At 60.5% G+C, this 14,534-nt stretch carries 16 protein-coding genes; 3 read left to right on the plus strand and 13 right to left on the minus strand.

From position 1 onward, the window contains the following. Positions 1 to 2: 2 nt before the first annotated feature. The 12 genes from DW49_RS0102565 to DW49_RS0102620 all read right to left on the minus strand — a co-directional run bounded on the left by DW49_RS0102565 (position 3) and on the right by DW49_RS0102620 (position 12,073). Complete coding sequence (locus DW49_RS0102565; protein WP_005615639.1) at positions 3 to 689, minus strand: GntR family transcriptional regulator; 687 nt, start codon at positions 687 to 689, stop codon at positions 3 to 5. Continuing rightward, positions 686 to 1,081, minus strand: coding sequence for an oxalurate catabolism protein HpxZ (hpxZ, locus tag DW49_RS0102570; RefSeq protein WP_005615642.1), 396 nt, complete (start codon positions 1,079 to 1,081; stop codon positions 686 to 688). Before hpxZ ends, DW49_RS0102565 begins: the two co-directional genes overlap by 4 nt. Further along, positions 1,081 to 1,758 carry a cysteine hydrolase family protein gene (locus tag DW49_RS0102575; RefSeq protein WP_005615644.1) on the minus strand — a complete coding sequence of 226 codons (678 nt, stop codon included), beginning with the start codon at positions 1,756 to 1,758 and terminating at the stop codon, positions 1,081 to 1,083. The genes hpxZ and DW49_RS0102575 overlap by 1 nt, the downstream gene beginning before the upstream one ends. After that, entirely contained in the window at positions 1,755 to 3,290 is a 1,536-nt protein-coding gene (locus tag DW49_RS0102580) for an ABC transporter ATP-binding protein (RefSeq protein WP_005615647.1), read from the minus strand. Before DW49_RS0102580 ends, DW49_RS0102575 begins: the two co-directional genes overlap by 4 nt. 2 nt (positions 3,291 to 3,292) lie before the next feature. Beyond that, positions 3,293 to 3,979, minus strand: a complete 687-nt coding sequence (gene biuH / locus DW49_RS0102585) for a biuret amidohydrolase (RefSeq protein ID WP_005615650.1) — start codon at positions 3,977 to 3,979, stop codon at positions 3,293 to 3,295. A gap of 5 nt (positions 3,980 to 3,984) precedes the next feature. After that, positions 3,985 to 5,001 (minus strand): formamidase, encoded by a 1,017-nt coding sequence (locus DW49_RS0102590; protein WP_005615653.1) that lies wholly within the window; start codon positions 4,999 to 5,001, stop codon positions 3,985 to 3,987. Positions 5,002 to 5,025: 24 nt separating this feature from the next. Then, entirely contained in the window at positions 5,026 to 5,946 is a 921-nt protein-coding gene (locus DW49_RS0102595; RefSeq protein WP_005615656.1) for an ABC transporter permease, read from the minus strand. After that, positions 5,939 to 7,051, minus strand: coding sequence for an ABC transporter permease (locus DW49_RS0102600; protein WP_005615659.1), 1,113 nt, complete (start codon positions 7,049 to 7,051; stop codon positions 5,939 to 5,941). Before DW49_RS0102600 ends, DW49_RS0102595 begins: the two co-directional genes overlap by 8 nt. 9 nt (positions 7,052 to 7,060) lie before the next feature. Next, the gene (locus DW49_RS0102605; protein WP_005615661.1) at positions 7,061 to 8,170 is read right to left on the minus strand and encodes a BMP family ABC transporter substrate-binding protein; all 1,110 of its coding nucleotides are present in this window, start codon (positions 8,168 to 8,170) and stop codon (positions 7,061 to 7,063) included. Between the two features lie 14 nt (positions 8,171 to 8,184). Beyond that, complete coding sequence (atzF, locus tag DW49_RS0102610) at positions 8,185 to 9,990, minus strand: allophanate hydrolase (protein ID WP_005615665.1); 1,806 nt, start codon at positions 9,988 to 9,990, stop codon at positions 8,185 to 8,187. A 224-nt stretch (positions 9,991 to 10,214) separates the two neighbouring features. Continuing rightward, on the minus strand, positions 10,215 to 10,610 hold the full coding sequence (locus tag DW49_RS0102615) for a glyoxalase superfamily protein (protein ID WP_005615668.1): 396 nt from the start codon (positions 10,608 to 10,610) through the stop codon (positions 10,215 to 10,217). 41 nt (positions 10,611 to 10,651) lie between these two features. Next, positions 10,652 to 12,073 (minus strand): sugar porter family MFS transporter, encoded by a 1,422-nt coding sequence (locus tag DW49_RS0102620; RefSeq protein WP_005615672.1) that lies wholly within the window; start codon positions 12,071 to 12,073, stop codon positions 10,652 to 10,654. Positions 12,074 to 12,234: 161 nt separating this feature from the next. On the opposite strand from DW49_RS0102620, the gene DW49_RS0102625 reads away from it, so the two are divergent. The 3 genes from DW49_RS0102625 to DW49_RS0102635 all read left to right on the plus strand — a co-directional run bounded on the left by DW49_RS0102625 (position 12,235) and on the right by DW49_RS0102635 (position 14,047). Continuing rightward, positions 12,235 to 12,651 carry an ester cyclase gene (locus DW49_RS0102625; protein ID WP_005615675.1) on the plus strand — a complete coding sequence of 139 codons (417 nt, stop codon included), beginning with the start codon at positions 12,235 to 12,237 and terminating at the stop codon, positions 12,649 to 12,651. 89 nt (positions 12,652 to 12,740) lie between these two features. Continuing rightward, positions 12,741 to 13,367 carry a glutathione S-transferase family protein gene (locus DW49_RS0102630; protein WP_005615677.1) on the plus strand — a complete coding sequence of 209 codons (627 nt, stop codon included), beginning with the start codon at positions 12,741 to 12,743 and terminating at the stop codon, positions 13,365 to 13,367. A 170-nt stretch (positions 13,368 to 13,537) separates the two neighbouring features. Further along, positions 13,538 to 14,047: a DUF4274 domain-containing protein gene (locus tag DW49_RS0102635; protein ID WP_005615679.1), complete on the plus strand. Its 510-nt coding sequence runs from the start codon at positions 13,538 to 13,540 to the stop codon at positions 14,045 to 14,047. A gap of 67 nt (positions 14,048 to 14,114) precedes the next feature. Here the strand turns inward: DW49_RS0102635 and DW49_RS1000000134000 are convergent, their stop codons facing one another. Beyond that, complete coding sequence (locus DW49_RS1000000134000; protein ID WP_080271671.1) at positions 14,115 to 14,276, minus strand: DUF2986 domain-containing protein; 162 nt, start codon at positions 14,274 to 14,276, stop codon at positions 14,115 to 14,117. Positions 14,277 to 14,534 lie beyond the last annotated feature (258 nt).

Raw genomic sequence — 14,534 nt, forward strand, 5'->3', positions numbered from 1 at the left:
CCTCACGCCTCATACCGCCGCCGTGCATCAGTGAGCATGGATATCGTCAGTTTGCGCACTTCCAGTTTGCTGATCTCCACATGTGAGCGCAGCAGCACCAGCGCGTCGTCCCGTTTACGCGCCTGAAGTGCGTTGAGAATAGCGGCGTGTTCAAGGTAGGTATGTTCAATGCGGGCGCTTTTGAAGAAGTCCAGCCTGCGCACAATGCGAATACGTTCGGTGACTTCCTGATGAACGCGGGCCATTTCCAGATTGCCCGAGGCCGCGACCAGTTGCGTGTGGAACTGTTCGTCGAGGTCGGCGACGACTTGCATGTCGGTTTGCCTGCGATCTGGCGCAACCAGCCAGTGTTCTCGGAGAATATTGAGTTCCGGGTGTACGTCGGTGGATGCGCAGATGCGTTCGATAGCCGCGCATTCAAGCACGATGCGCAGGTCGTACAATTGGTCGATCTGGTCGAAATCCAGCGGCCGGACTGACCAGCCGCGACGGAACTCGACATCCAGATAACCTTCGCGTTGCAGGCGATACAGCGCATCGCGCACCGGGGTTCGCGAAACTTGATAGCGATCTGCCAACTGGGTTTCAGTGAACCGGTCGTAGGGCAGCAGGTAAAAGTCGAAAATCTCTTGCTTGAGCCGACGATAGACGTCTTCTGCCAGCGCATTGGTGATGTACGGGGAATTCAAGGGCGTGGCTCCAGACTGCTGAGGTCAATGCTGACATGTGCAGCAACGACTTTCCAGCCGCCTTCCAGGCGAGCCCAGGTTTGCATTTGCCGTCCCAGGCGTTGAGTGACGCCATCGTGAAACTCGGTGCTCACCGTGGCAAAGTCCTCACCAAAGGTGCTGATCACCGTGCGCAACAGCGTTCGGCCGGGGCCGACCGGTTGGCATTGGCGTCGATAGCGCGCAATGGTATCGGCACCGTGCAGGTTCTCCGCGACGCCGTAGCGAACGGTGTGTTCGGCATTCCAGAAATACGCATCCAGTGTGGTCAGTTCATTGGCCAGCAGGGCGCGTTCGTAGTCGGTGAAGGCGTGGCTCACCTCGGCGACCACATGTGGAAGGTTGATGTCCATCACGGCGTACTCCTTGTGTGCAGGGCGTGCTGCAGATTGGCGAGCGAGGCGACTCGCCCGACAATCGCACCTTGCGCGGTGATCATGTCCAGAGTGGCCTGTTTGAAGGCCGGAAAGTAGCTTTCGGTCGCGTCTTCGATCAGCAGGCAGCGATAACCCCTGTCGCAGGCTTCGCGCAGGCTGGTCTGCACGCACACTTCGGTGGTGACGCCGGCGAAGATCAGATGAGTGATGCCCGCAGCGGTGAGCCGATGGTGCAGATCGGTGGCGAAAAACATGCCTTTGCCCGGTTTGTCGATGACCCACTCGCTGGCAAGCGGCGTCAGGGCGTCGATGATCTGGTTGCCGTATTCACCGCGAACCAGAATACGTCCCATCGGGCCGGGGTCGCCGATACGCAGGCCCGGTAAACCGTGATCGAGTTTGGCTTGCGGGCAGTCGGACAGGTCCGGGCGGTGAGATTCTCGGGTATGAATTACTACAAGACCCTGTTCGCGAGCCAGCGCCAGCAGTTGCTGCACGGTGGGCACGATGGCTTGCAGCGGGGCGACGTCGTTACCCAGCGCGGCACCAAAGCCGCCGGGTTCGAGAAAGTCGCGCTGCATGTCGATGATCACCACAGCGGTACGCGATGGCTCGAAGGTAAAAGTGTCGGGGCGCGCACTGATGCTGATCATGCCAACGCCTGCGAACGTTGTTCTGCACCGGCCATGTGCCTGCCCAGTTCAGTGCGGTCGGCAGTCTCTGCGCGGGTCTCAAAGACCAGCTCGCCGTCATGAATGACCACGATACGGTCGGCCAGGCTCAGCAATTCGTCAAGGTCTTCACTGAGCAGCAAAACCGCCGTGCCATTGTTGCGGGCGTCGATCAGGCGCTGGTGGATGAGCGCCACGCTGGCGAAATCCAGGCCGAAAACCGGGTTGGCGACGATCAGCACGGCGACGTCACGGGTCAGTTCACGGGCCAGCACAGCGCGCTGCACGTTGCCCCCGGACAAGGTGCCGATCGGCCGGTCCGGGTCCTTGGGTGAAACCTGAAACTGTTCGATCAGCGTTTTTGCTTGAGCACCGATTGCCCGACGATCCAGACGCCAGCCCTGACGGCACAAGGGCGGCTTGTCGAAGTTGCGCAGAGCGAGGTTGTCAGCGACGCTGAAGCTGGCGATGCAGGCATTGCGCAGGGGTTCTTCGGGCAAGCTGAACACGCGCAGGCGCTGCATCTGTTCGCGACGGGCGTGGTAAGGCTGGCCGTCGACCGAGATTTTTCCTGCGCTGAACGGTCGCTGGCCGAGCAGGGCTTCGGTGAGTTCGCGTTGGCCGTTGCCGGAGATACCCGCAACCCCGACAATCTCCCCCGGATGAACCGCCAGAGACAGGTTTTTCACCGCGAGCGTGCCCTTGTCGCCCGGCACGTCCAGCCCCTCGATCTGCAAGTGCGGCGCGCTGGGTGCCGATACCGGACGCTCGGTGCTGACGCTGCGCACCTGTGCTTCGCCCATCATCCAGGCGGCCATCTGCCGAGTGCTGGTGTCGGCCACGGCTGCCGTGCCGACCCAGCGGCCTTTGCGCAACACGGTAACGTCGTCGGCGTAAGTGCTGACCTCGCGAAACTTGTGGGTGATCATCAGCACGGTGAGGTCGCCACGGTGCGCCATTGCCTGCATCAGGCCGAGCACTTCATCGGCTTCCTGGGGCGTGAGCACCGAGGTGGGCTCGTCAAGAATGACCAGCCGTCGCTGCAGATACAGCTGCTTGAGGATTTCCAGTTTCTGTTTTTCGCCAGCGGCCAGGCTGCTGACCGGCCTATGAATGTCGAGCCGCAAGGGCATGTTCGCCATGAACGCTTCAAGGCGCTCGTGCTCGGCGGCCCAATTGATACGCCACGGCAGATCACCCCGCGACAGCACCAGGTTTTCCGCAACGCTCAGGCCCGGCGCCACGGTGAAGTGCTGATAGACCATACCGATCTGCAACTGATGCGAATCGCGCGGGGTGCCAATTGCATGCTCGCGGTTATCGACCAGAATGCTGCCCGATTGCAGCGGGCTGTAGCCGATGATGCCTTTGACCAGCGTGCTTTTACCCGCACCGTTTTCGCCGAGCAGGGCGTGCACGGTGCCGGCGCGGACCTTGAACGACACCTCGTCCAGTGCCCGAAACGTCCCGAAATGTTTGCTGGCACCGATCGTTTCCAGGCTCGCGGCGCGCATGTTCAAGCCTCCAGCACAGTGCGAAGCAGCGAAGAGTGGCCGACTGCGCCGAACACGCCGCCCTGCATCTTGACCATGCTCAGTGCAGCGGCATGGTTGGCTGGATCGGTCGCGCCGCAGCAGTCTTCAAGCAGCAGGCATTCAAAGCCACGGTCATTGGCTTCGCGCATCGTGGTGTGCACGCAAACGTCGGTGGTGATGCCGGTCAGGATCAGGTTGTCGATCCCGCGCGTGCGCAGGATCAGCTCCAGATCAGTGGCGCAGAACGAGCCTTTGCCGGGTTTGTCGATGATGATTTCGCCGGGCAGCGGGGCCAGTTCGTCGATGATTTCCCAGCCCGGCTCGCCGCGCACCAGAATCTTGCCGCACGGGCCGGGATCGCCGATCCCCGCGCCGATGCGCTGCGAGCGCCAGCGTTTGTTGGCTGGCAGGTCGCTGAGGTCCGGGCGGTGGCCTTCGCGGGTATGAATGATGGTGAAGCCGAGCGGGCGCATCACGGCCAGCAGCGCCCTGATCGGTTCGATGGGCGCGCGGGTCAGCGCCAGGTCGTAGCCCATGCTGTCCACATAGCCGCCGACGCCGCAAAAGTCGGTCTGCATGTCGATTACGATCAATGCCGTGTTGTGCGCATGCAACTGGCCGTTCCAGGGCCACGGATAGGGCGCCGAATCAACGTGACGTTCGCTCATGGCGTTTACTCCTTCCAGCTGCTGGGCGTGGGCTTGAATTCGCGTTCGGGTGTGGCAAAACCGCATGAACGGCCGTCGGTGTGCACCACGTCGTTCTCCCAGGGCAAGCTGTACTGGCCAGCGGTCAGGTCGTGCATGTAGGTGTAGGGGCAATCGCGGGCACCGCCCTTGACCGCCACATAACCGCGATGGCCGAACTGATAGAGGTTGTTCTCGACACCCCAATGCACACGCGCCTCGCGGACCAGATCAGGTCGCAGTTCGCAGCAGACGATTTCGTCGGCCCGGCCGCCACCTTCGGCCATGATCGTGCCGTCGAAATCGACGAACATGGCTTCGCCCATGGAGTCGAACGTGCCATCGGAGCCGCACATGCACACGCTCGCGGTTTGCATGAGGTTGGTAAATGCATTGCTCTGATTGGTGATCTTCCACGAATGGCGGATCGGCGCGGTGTAACCGGCGGTGCGCAGCATGATGTCGGCACCTTTGTAGGCGCACTCGCGGGCCATCTCCGGGAACATGCCGTCGTGACAGATGATCAGCGCCAGCGTGCTGCCGCGCGGGCCATCGCACACCGGAATGCCGAGATCACCCGGCTCCCAGGGCTCGACCGGCACCCACGGGTGCAGCTTGCGGTAGTACAGGCGAATCTCGCCGAGGTCATCGACGATCAGTCCGCTGTTGAACGGGTTGCCGTGCGGGTTGGCTTCCATGATCGAGAAGCAGCCCCAGATGTGGTGTTCCTTGCACGCCTCGCGCAGCGCGATGACTTCCGGCCCGTCGAGGTGGCACATGATCTGCGGCGCGGTGCTCATCGAAAGGCCATGCAGGGAATATTCGGGGAACACGATCAGGTCCATGCCCGGATTGCTGCGTCGCGCCTTGGCCACCATGCCGACCACTTTCTGCGTTTGTGCCCACAACGCCTCGCGGGTATGGGGATCGGGCAGCGCCAGTTGCGCCAGGCCGATCACCACGCCGTTGGGCGACTTGTTCAAACCACCAAGACCACTGGCCATGTCATGCCTCCTCGAAAGATCAGTTCATCGTGTCAGGCTGAGTTCGCCCGGCGCGCCGTTCAGCGTGCGCCCACTGCGACAGGTGGCGTACATCACCACCAGCGTCAATGCATAAGGTGCCGCCGCGAAAAGGTAGTAACCGGTGCTGATGCCCACTGCCTGCAAGGCCGGGCCGATCGCACCGGCTGCACCGAACAACAGCGATGCCCACAGACACGCCAGTGGCCGCCAGCGGGCAAAAATTACCAGTGCAACGGCCATCAGGCCCTGTCCGCTGGACAGCCCTTCGTTCCAGCTGCCGGGGTAGTAAAGCGATAGATAGGCCCCGCCAATCCCGGCCAGCCCGCCGCCGATGGCAGTGGCCAGAATGCGCACCTTGAGCGGGCGATAGCCCAGCGCCTGAGCGGTTTCGGCGTGGTCGCCGACCAGCCGCAGCATCAGCCCCCAACGCGTGGTGCGCAGCCCCCAGTGCAGTACGAATGCCAGCGCTGCGCCGACGAAGAACAACACATTGATGTTCAGCGCCGAACGCACGCGTTCCTCATCGCTCCAGGCACCCAGGGCCAGTGAAGGCAACATGGGCGCTTGCGGCTGGATAAACGCTTTGCCAAGAAAAAACGCCAGCCCGGTGCCGAGCAGAATCAGCGCGATGCCGAACGCGATGTCGTTGACCCGCGGCAGCGAACAAGCCAGGCCGTGCAACAGGCCGAGCACAACGCCGACACCGGCAGCCGCGCCGACGCCCAGCCATGCCGAGCCGCTCAGGCATGCCACGGCGTATCCGGACATCGCGCCGGCAACCAGAATGCCTTCCAGCCCCAGGTTGATCCGGCCGCTTTTCTCGGTCAGGCATTCGCCCAGGCTGACGAACAGAAACGGCGTGCCAACGCGGATTGCGCCGGCCAGCAAGGCGAGCAGAAAGGTACTCAGGTCGATATCAGCCATGGTGCAAAGCTCCTTTCTCATCGACCCATGTGTGCGTCGTTGCCAGCCTGATTTTCCAGGCCGCGATACGCCCGCCCAAGGCTTCCCAGAGCAGCAGGTTGGTGAACAGCAGCCCTTCCAGAATCAGCGTGGTCGCATCTGGCAGGCCAAGCCGTCTTTGCAGCAGTCCGCCACTGGCTTCCAGCCCACCCAGCAAGATGGCGCAGACGATAATCGCCAGGGGATGATGGCGGGCGGCGAAGGCGACCAGAATGCCGCTGGTGCCGTAGCCTGCGATCAGTGCCGCATTCGCGCTGCCTTGTACCGCCGTGACTTCGAACATGCCGGCCAGACCCGCCGCCGCGCCGCCCAACAGGCAACTGAGCAGAATCAGGCGGTCCACCGGCAAGCCGATCATCAGCGCGGTGCGCACGTTGCCGCCGACCACCGCGAGGGCAAAGCCCTTGACGCTGTGGCGCACCAGCACATACGCCAGCAAACAGGCGACCACGCCCGCCACCAGCCCCCAATGCACTTCAAAACCGTCACTGATGGTGCCGATCAGGTAGGTATCGTCCAGCGGTGGGGTAGAAGGTTTATTCAGGCTTGCCGGATCGCGCAACGGCCCTTCCACCAACTGCCTGAACAGCGCCAGAGCGATGTAGGAAAGCAGCAGGCTGCTGATCGTCTCATTGACCCCACGGCGCTGGCGCATCAAGCCACTCAGGCCGATCCACAGCGCGCCCACGGTCATTGCCGCCAGCGCCATGCATGCCAGCATCAAAGCAGGCGGCAAGTGTCCCAGCCACAAGGGTGTGACCGCCGCTGCCAGTGCACCAAGCACCAGAGCGCCTTCGCCGCCGATAATAATCAGCCCGGCCCGTGCAGGCAGAGCGACGCAGAGCGCGGTCAGCATCAACGGCGCTGCGCGTTGCAAAGTGTTCTCCAGCGCGAACCAGGAGCCAAACGCGCCTTCGCCGACCAGTTGCAGTGCCTGCCACGCCGGCTTGCCCTGAACCGCCAGAAACAGCCCGAACAGTGCGCACGAGGAAAACACCGCCAGCAGCGTAGGCAACCCCGGCAACAGCGCGCTGGCAAGACGGCGCAGACGTGTGGATGAACTCATGAACGTTCCTCAGATCTGGCCAAGCACACCTTCGACCAGATAATTCATGCTTTCCAGGGCAATGTCGGTCTGGGTTTGTGCCACGCCATCGGTAATCACCACAGCGCCTTTGTTGTTCTTGAGCGGGCCTTTGAATATCACGAACTGACCCGCCAGCATCTGCGCCTTGATGGCATCCGCCTGTTGCTTCGCAGCGGCAGTGACGGAAGGACCGTAGGCGGACGTCTTGACGAAGCCTTCCTTGAGGCCGCCCCGCAGGAAGTTGATCATCGGCGCGCCGCTCTGGGCCGCAGCCACATGAGCACGATAAGGTGTTTCCCAATTCCATTCGGCCCCGGTCAGGTAGCCCTTGGGCGCCAGCGCAGCCTGGCTGGCGTGGTAGCCGCAGGTCATGACGCCGCGCTTCTCAGCGGTTTCGACAATGACTTTGGGGCCATCGACATGGCAGGTCAGCACGTCACAGCCCTGATCGATCAGGCCGTTGGCGGCTTCCGCTTCCTTGACCGGCAACGACCAGTCGCCGGTGAAAATCACCGTGGTGACGATGCTCGGGTCTACCGAGCGTGCGCCCATGGCGAAGGCGTTGAGGTTGCGCAGCACTTGCGGCACCGGCTTGGCGGCGACAAAGCCAAGCTTTTTGCTCTTGCTCATGTGCCCGGCAACCACGCCATTGAGGTATTGCGCTTCGTCGATGTAACCGAAAAAGCTGCCCGCGTTCATCGGGTCCTTACCTTTCTGCCAGAGGCCGCCGCAATGCGCAAAACGTACGTCCGGGTACTTTTTCGCGACCTTAACCACATGCGGTTCGAAGTAGCCGAACGAGGTCGGGAAAATCAGCGTTGCGCCGTCCTGACGGATCATGGCTTCCATGGTCTTCTGCACGGCCACGGTTTCCGGGACGTTTTCCTCTTCGATCACTTTGACGTTGGGCAGCGTCTTGATAATCGCTGCTGCCTGGGCATGAGCCTGGTTGTAACCAAAGTCGTCGCGCGCCCCGACGTAGATAAAACCCACCACCAGCGGCGCATCGGCGGAGTAGGCGCGACCAAACGGCAGCGCCGCGCTCAGACCGATAATGCCCGCCAACTTGATGAAACTGCGACGATCAACGTTTGACATGGTGCTACCCCTGATCAATGAGCGATGGAAGATGTGTGTGCGGCGCGGTAGGCGCGCCAGCCTTTGAAATCGGTGATGTCCAGCGCCCCGTCGAGGCCGCCCGGTTCACAGATGAAACCCTTGACCCACGCCCCGTCGGCCAGTTGCAGGGAGCCGATGCCCAGCGGTGCAGGAATTGCGGCGACAAAGGCCCCGAACCGGCTCAGCGGCATTTCCCAGACCTCGACCTCGATGCGGGCGCCCTGATGGGGCACACGCACCAGCCCAGGTTTGGGTGGCGACGTCTTTGCCAGCGCATACAGCCGATAATCAGCGCTGGTGGTGGTGAGTTGCAGCAGGCGCGCGCTGCTTTCCAGCAACTGCCAGTTGAGCGGCTGGCCGTGCAAGTGTGCGCCCACCACCGCCACTTGCACGGTCGGGGCATTACAGGGCAGGGGGGCCATCGCGACGGCCTCGCGCTGGTCGGCCTTGCCGAACAGCGGTTGCCAGGCAGCGGCGAACTCTGCGAGCCGCTGATCGGCACCCGCTGGCCCTATCAGCGTGATGCCCGCCGGCAAGCCGTCAGCACGAGCGATTGCCGGGATGGCGATGGCGCACATGTTCATCAGGTTGACGAAGTTGGTGTAGTAGCCGAGCCGTGAATTGAGCTCGATGGGGTTTTCCAGCACCGCATTGATGGTCGGCATGCACGGCGCGGTCGGCACCACGAGCACATCCACGTCAGCCAATAGGTTTTCGGCTGCCCGGGTCAGGTCCGCCAGGCGATAACGGGCGTTGAACGCGTCGACGGCATCGAAGGACGCAGCGCTCTGCAGAATCCCCCGCACCACCGGGTGAACATCGGCAGCGTTTTCGGTAAAAACCCTGCCGACGGCTGCCCGACGTTCGGCCACCCACGGGCCTTGATAGAGCAGCGCCGCCGCTTCGACGAACACGTCAAACTCGATCTCTTTGAGGGTCACCAGTGGATCGTTACGCAGCGCCGCCAGCGCCTTTGAATACGCCGCCTGCGCCTGAGTGTCTCCGAAGAACTCGCACTGGCGGGCAACCGCCACACGCTTGGCCCGGCGCTGCACCGGCAAGGCCTGCACGGCCACACTGCCCGGATCCAGCGGATCGTAGGCGGCGATGACCTGCGCCACCTGCCAGGCCTGCATCACGTCGGTGGCAAAGATCGACGGGCAGTCCAGCGTGCGGCAAGCGGGCACAACGCCGCGACTGCTGAACAAACCAAGGCTGGGCTTGAGCCCGACGATGCCATTGAACCCTGCGGGCACTCGCCCCGAGCCTGCCGTATCGGTGCCCAGTGCAAAACTCACGTAGCCGCGCGCTACCGCCACGGCGGACCCTGAACTGGAACCGCCGCTCACATAGGCCGGGTCGTGAGCGTTGCGTACCGCGCCGTAAGGCGAGCGAACGCCCACCAGGCCGGTGGCGAACTGATCGAGATTGGTTTTGCCGATCAACAACGCGCCACTGTCGAGCAATAGCTGCACCACATGAGCGTTTTCTCTGGCGGTATAAGCGAAAGCCGGGCATGCAGCCGTGGTGAGCATTCCCGCTACGTCGAAATTGTCCTTGACCGCAAACGGCACACCGAACAGCGGCAGTTGCTCATACACCGAATCGCCCAGCTCTGCGGCGATACCTTCCAGCGCGGCCGCTCTTTCAAGCAGGTCCGCAGCAGGCACACGATAAATCCAGACTTCGGGTCGATCATCGGCATCAATGTGCGCCGTCAGGGAGTGCACAAGAGTCGCCAGGGTGGTTGTACCCGAGCGTAACGCCGACTGAAGTTCATTAATGTCGAGTGCGATCATGGTGGTGTTCATTCATGTATACAAGATGAACAGGCACCTATGCACTTAATGGGCCAAGGTTGGCAAAGCGTTGAATCGAGAGGGGTGTGAGGCGTTCGGGCAAGAGTGAACGGTACTTTCATGCATCAGGGTTGTGCCCGAAAACATCCCGTTGCCCGACGATGGGTCACACGTTTGGCGGGTGTTGTGGCGCGATCAGGATGTTGATCGCGCCAGATGTTATCTCAGCTCTCGCAAAACCTGATCCGGTTGCCGAACGGGTCGCAGACTTCCAATACTTTCCCCCAGCCCTGCTGCACGATGTCCGGGCGCGCATACCCATACTGCTTGCCAATCAGCTCATCGCGTAATTGCTCGATGTTGCGGGTCGGTATGAACACGGTCGCTCCAGGGCATGCATCGCCGTGGTGTTCGGAAAGGTGCAGGTGCAGTCCGTTGCGGCTGATGCCCAGATACAGCGGCAGATCGGCTTCGAACCGATGTTCGAATTCGACACTGAAACCAAGAAAGTCGAGGTAGAACTCGCGCGCCTTGTGCTCGTCGAACATGCGCAGTATCGGGATGGCACTGTCGAAGGTGACACTTTCTACGGTGGCAGTGGCTTGCTCGGTGGTGGACATCGCTATTCCTTTAGTTGAGATACGAGCCGCTAAGGCGCTGGTTACAGCTCTTTCTTCAGGTGTTTCTCGATCTGTTCAAGCGACTTGCCCTTGGTCTCGGGAAGGCACAGGAACACGAAGATCAGCGAGCCAACGTTGATGGCCGCAAAGATGAAGAACGTCGGGTTGCCGATGGTATCCACTGCAATGGGGAAGGTAAACGCCACCGAGGCGTTGAACAGCCATTGCATCGACACCGCTGTGCCGGTCAGCAAACCCCGCACCTGCATGGGGAACAACTCCGACATCAACAGCCAGTACACCGGCGAAATGCACATTTGCATGAACAGCAAAAACACTAGAATGCAGGCGAGGGCCGTGTAGCTTTGGGTCAGGTTCTGCGGCATGAATTGCAGTACACAGCCAAGTGCTGCCTGCATCAGGATGACCATCACCAGGCCGGTCATCAGCAAGTGGCGACGACCATAACGACCGATTGCCCAGATGCCCAGCAGGGTCGCGATGACCGACACCACGCCGTTGCCGATGGTGGCCGTCAGTGCAGCGTTGGTGCCCATCCCGGTATTCTTGAGAATGATCGGTGTGTAATACATGAAGGCATTTACACCGGTGAGCTGGGCGGTAAAGCCCAGGCCGATGCCGATCAGCAGCAGCTTGATGACCCAGCGCTGACGCAGCAACTCCTTTGCCTTGGGACGATTGCGCGCCTGCTCATCCTGAGCTTTCATTTCGTCCACTTCACGCTGCGCATCGTCCTTGTTGCTGCGCAATTGCTCCAGCACATCCTGAGCTTCGTCAAAACGGCCTTTGGACGCCAGCCAGCGTGGCGAAGGTGGTACGAAGAAGGTGCCGATCAGCAGCAAAACCCCCGGCACCATCGCGATCGCCAGCATATAGCGCCAGATACCCGGTGTGTGCAGCAGCGCGGCCATGACCGCGCTGAGCACATAGGCGAGCAACTGGCCGCTGACGATCATCAGTTCGTTGCGGCTGACCAGCCGCGCACGACGCGAGGGGCCGGCGATTTCGGCAATGAACACCGGCACCGTCGCCGAGCCGCCACCCACCGCGATACCCAGCACGAAGCGCGCAGCGACCATGAACGGGATAGACGGCGCAATAGCCGTACCCAGCGCACCCGCGATGAACAGCACCGACAGGAGGCGCAGGGTCAGGCGACGTCCGAAACGGTCGGAAATATAACCACTGGCCAGTGAGCCGAACGCTGCGCCGACGATCAGCGAGGCGGTGATCATCCCTTCGTTGTAGGCATTCAAACCCAGCCCGCCCTGGTCGGCAGGCAGGGTCATGAAGGGCAGTGCACCGGCGATAATGCCGGTGTCATAACCAAATGCGAGCGCGCCCATGGTTGCCACAAGTACGGAGATGAAAATCAGTCGGTTCGGCGAGGCGTTTTGCCGACCTTGCGTGTCAGCCGCTGCTGCAGTGCTACTTGAAGACATGAATCTGTAGTCCTTCGCTTGAAACCAGCGTCGCGCCAGTACATGGATGTGAGGCTTAGGGCGATGTCGGCCGCGCTAGTTCCCTATGACTCTGTTAAAACTGTACGGGTCATCTGGGTTATTGACAGTGACTGCTTTTAATACCTGAAGGAGGGCGCGCCATGAACCTGACCGATCACTATCGGGCTTACATCGCCTGTCTGAATGACCGTAGTTGGCACCAGTTGGGCAACTTCGTCGACGATAATGTGCATTACAACGGTGAGCTGATCAGCCTGTCCGGCTATAAAACGATGCTGGAAAACGACGTCAGGATCATCCCCGACCTGCGTTTCAACATCGATTTGCTGGTCGTTGAAGCACCACAGGTCGCTGCCCGGCTGGTCTTCAACTGCTCGCCACACGGTCGATTTCTGGGGCAGGACACACAAGGACGGCGCATCAGCTTTTCCGAAAATGTGTTCTACACATTCAGCGATGGCAAGATAATCGGCGTTTGGTCGGTAATCGATAAAGCGGCGGTGGAGCGTCAGCTTCGCGGTGAGTCGGCAACGGTCTGCGCCGACAGAAGCGTCTGAGGTCGCCAGAGGACATTCGATTCACGGCACTCTACGGCGGCGCAGCAGTCTTTTTCTAGACATCCCTCTCTCATCCAGCGGAGACCCACATGATTATTGTCCACCACCTGAACAACTCACGTTCGCAGCGCATTCTGTGGTTACTTGAAGAACTTGGCCTGCCGTACGAGATAAAACGCTACCAGCGTGACCCGCAAACCAACCTTGCGCCGCCTGAACTCAAGGCCATTCATCCGTTGGGCAAATCCCCGGTGATCGAAGACGGTCCCCACGTGGTTATCGAGTCTGGCGCCATCGTCGATTACCTGATCCGCCGTCATGGCGACGGCCGCCTGCAACCGGATCCTGCCAGCGCCACCTACGATGAGTACGTGCAATGGCTGCACTTCGCCGAAGGTTCGGCCATTCTGCCGCTGATGCTTAACCTGTACGTCGGTCGCCTGGGTGACGCTGGCGCACCGTTGCATCCACGTATTCACTCGGAACTGGCCAACTACCTGGGCTATCTGAACCAAGCCCTGGGGCTGACGCCCTATCTGCTGGGCGACGAATTGAGTGGCGCGGATATTCAGATGAGCTTCATTGGTGAATTCGCCAAAATGCAGGGAATGCTGCCGCCCTATCCGAACCTTGCGGCCTGGGTACAACGATGCCAGGAAAGACCTGCGTATCGCCAAGCGCTGGAGCAGGGCGGTAAGTATTCGTTTGCGAAGTAAAGCCCGTCGAAGCCTCCATTTCTGAAGCTATACGTTCAGGCTGGCAAACAAGAAATGTGTGCCAGTTCAGCTATGGGAGTGATAACTTTGCTCCCATTGCCAGCTTCTGCATATCGACATTGCCAACGTGCGAGCACGTTAAGCGTTTCAATCGAGGAAACCTGCCAAACATGGAAGAACCGGACCTCACTCCGCTGATCCTGGACGTCATCCGCGAACATCTTGAATCAGCAACGCCGGCCGATTGGCATGCCTACGCCGATGGGTCGAACTACTCGGACAATCAACCAGGCCTGAAGTGGCTGCTTGATCAACCGTCGCTGGAAGTGGCAACTGCCCTCACTATTTACTGGAACCTCGGTGCTGCCTGGTACGTAGCTTTCGAACATGTAGAGCAAGTAGACGATGCAGAAACTTTCGAGATGCTGCGACTCATCGAGACACGCGTTCAGAATGGGTTCTATCAGGGCCGCAGTATCTGGTTTGATCCAATGCAATCGGAGAGCGCCAGGCCTGACGACTACCCTGACCAGCCCGTAAACCGACCGGTGCCCCCGGCAATGCTGCAGGTCGTCAACGGCACGGAATACTACGACCAGGAACTGGTCCAGTCAGAATACGACGACGGCTTGCCATTGCACGTTTCCCAGCGAATTCACGACCTGTTCGACTCGCTGTAATTACATCGGATTGCAATGAACAGCTCAGATCGGCCTGAAGACTCCGATAGCCTTAACCTTATAGAGATCAGCCCTCGCTAGAAGTCGTTTGATCCTGATCGGACTCTGCCGCCAGCTTCAACCGATCAGCCTTGCTCACGTAGCTGGACTTGTTTGCCGGTGCCAGTTTGGCGCTGGCTTTCTTGGCATGAGCCTTTAACAGTTGTTGTATTTTCTTGCGACGGTTCATGTGCTTCGACTCGGCTTGCAGGTGCGTGAATGATATCAGCTTAACTGTCGAACCCGGTTCTGGTGGTGTGCACTGGTTGTAGCCTTTGCTGTTGCATATGCATTCTGTCCAGACCTGCTCGTGTTTTCGCCAGCGCAGGACCACTGTGGATGAGGTCATTAGGGAGGGTCTGAAGTAAGCATCGATTTTTGATGCCTTCATGGCCTGAGGTTAAAAAACCTCGCCCGATCAGATAATCAGACGTTTTGCACTGTTAAC

Origin of the sequence: Pseudomonas avellanae BPIC 631, assembly GCF_000444135.1 — a bacterium.
In the GTDB taxonomy this organism is placed as follows: domain Bacteria; phylum Pseudomonadota; class Gammaproteobacteria; order Pseudomonadales; family Pseudomonadaceae; genus Aquipseudomonas; species Aquipseudomonas avellanae.

Bases quoted from the DNA above. Each gene is read 5' to 3' on its own strand.
- hpxZ (WP_005615642.1), bottom strand. From the start codon at position 1,081: ATGGACATCAACCTTCCACATGTGGTCGCCGAGGTGAGCCACGCCTTC.
- DW49_RS0102575 (WP_005615644.1), bottom strand. From the start codon at position 1,758: ATGATCAGCATCAGTGCGCGCCCCGACACTTTTACCTTCGAGCCATCG.
- DW49_RS0102580 (WP_005615647.1), bottom strand. From the start codon at position 3,290: ATGCGCGCCGCGAGCCTGGAAACGATCGGTGCCAGCAAACATTTCGGG.
- biuH (WP_005615650.1), bottom strand. From the start codon at position 3,979: ATGAGCGAACGTCACGTTGATTCGGCGCCCTATCCGTGGCCCTGGAAC.
- DW49_RS0102590 (WP_005615653.1), bottom strand. From the start codon at position 5,001: ATGGCCAGTGGTCTTGGTGGTTTGAACAAGTCGCCCAACGGCGTGGTG.
- DW49_RS0102595 (WP_005615656.1), bottom strand. From the start codon at position 5,946: ATGGCTGATATCGACCTGAGTACCTTTCTGCTCGCCTTGCTGGCCGGC.
- DW49_RS0102600 (WP_005615659.1), bottom strand. From the start codon at position 7,051: ATGAGTTCATCCACACGTCTGCGCCGTCTTGCCAGCGCGCTGTTGCCG.
- DW49_RS0102605 (WP_005615661.1), bottom strand. From the start codon at position 8,170: ATGTCAAACGTTGATCGTCGCAGTTTCATCAAGTTGGCGGGCATTATC.
- atzF (WP_005615665.1), bottom strand. From the start codon at position 9,990: ATGATCGCACTCGACATTAATGAACTTCAGTCGGCGTTACGCTCGGGT.
- DW49_RS0102615 (WP_005615668.1), bottom strand. From the start codon at position 10,610: ATGTCCACCACCGAGCAAGCCACTGCCACCGTAGAAAGTGTCACCTTC.
- DW49_RS0102620 (WP_005615672.1), bottom strand. From the start codon at position 12,073: ATGTCTTCAAGTAGCACTGCAGCAGCGGCTGACACGCAAGGTCGGCAA.
- DW49_RS0102625 (WP_005615675.1), top strand. From the start codon at position 12,235: ATGAACCTGACCGATCACTATCGGGCTTACATCGCCTGTCTGAATGAC.
- DW49_RS0102630 (WP_005615677.1), top strand. From the start codon at position 12,741: ATGATTATTGTCCACCACCTGAACAACTCACGTTCGCAGCGCATTCTG.
- DW49_RS0102635 (WP_005615679.1), top strand. From the start codon at position 13,538: ATGGAAGAACCGGACCTCACTCCGCTGATCCTGGACGTCATCCGCGAA.
- DW49_RS1000000134000 (WP_080271671.1), bottom strand. From the start codon at position 14,276: ATGAACCGTCGCAAGAAAATACAACAACTGTTAAAGGCTCATGCCAAG.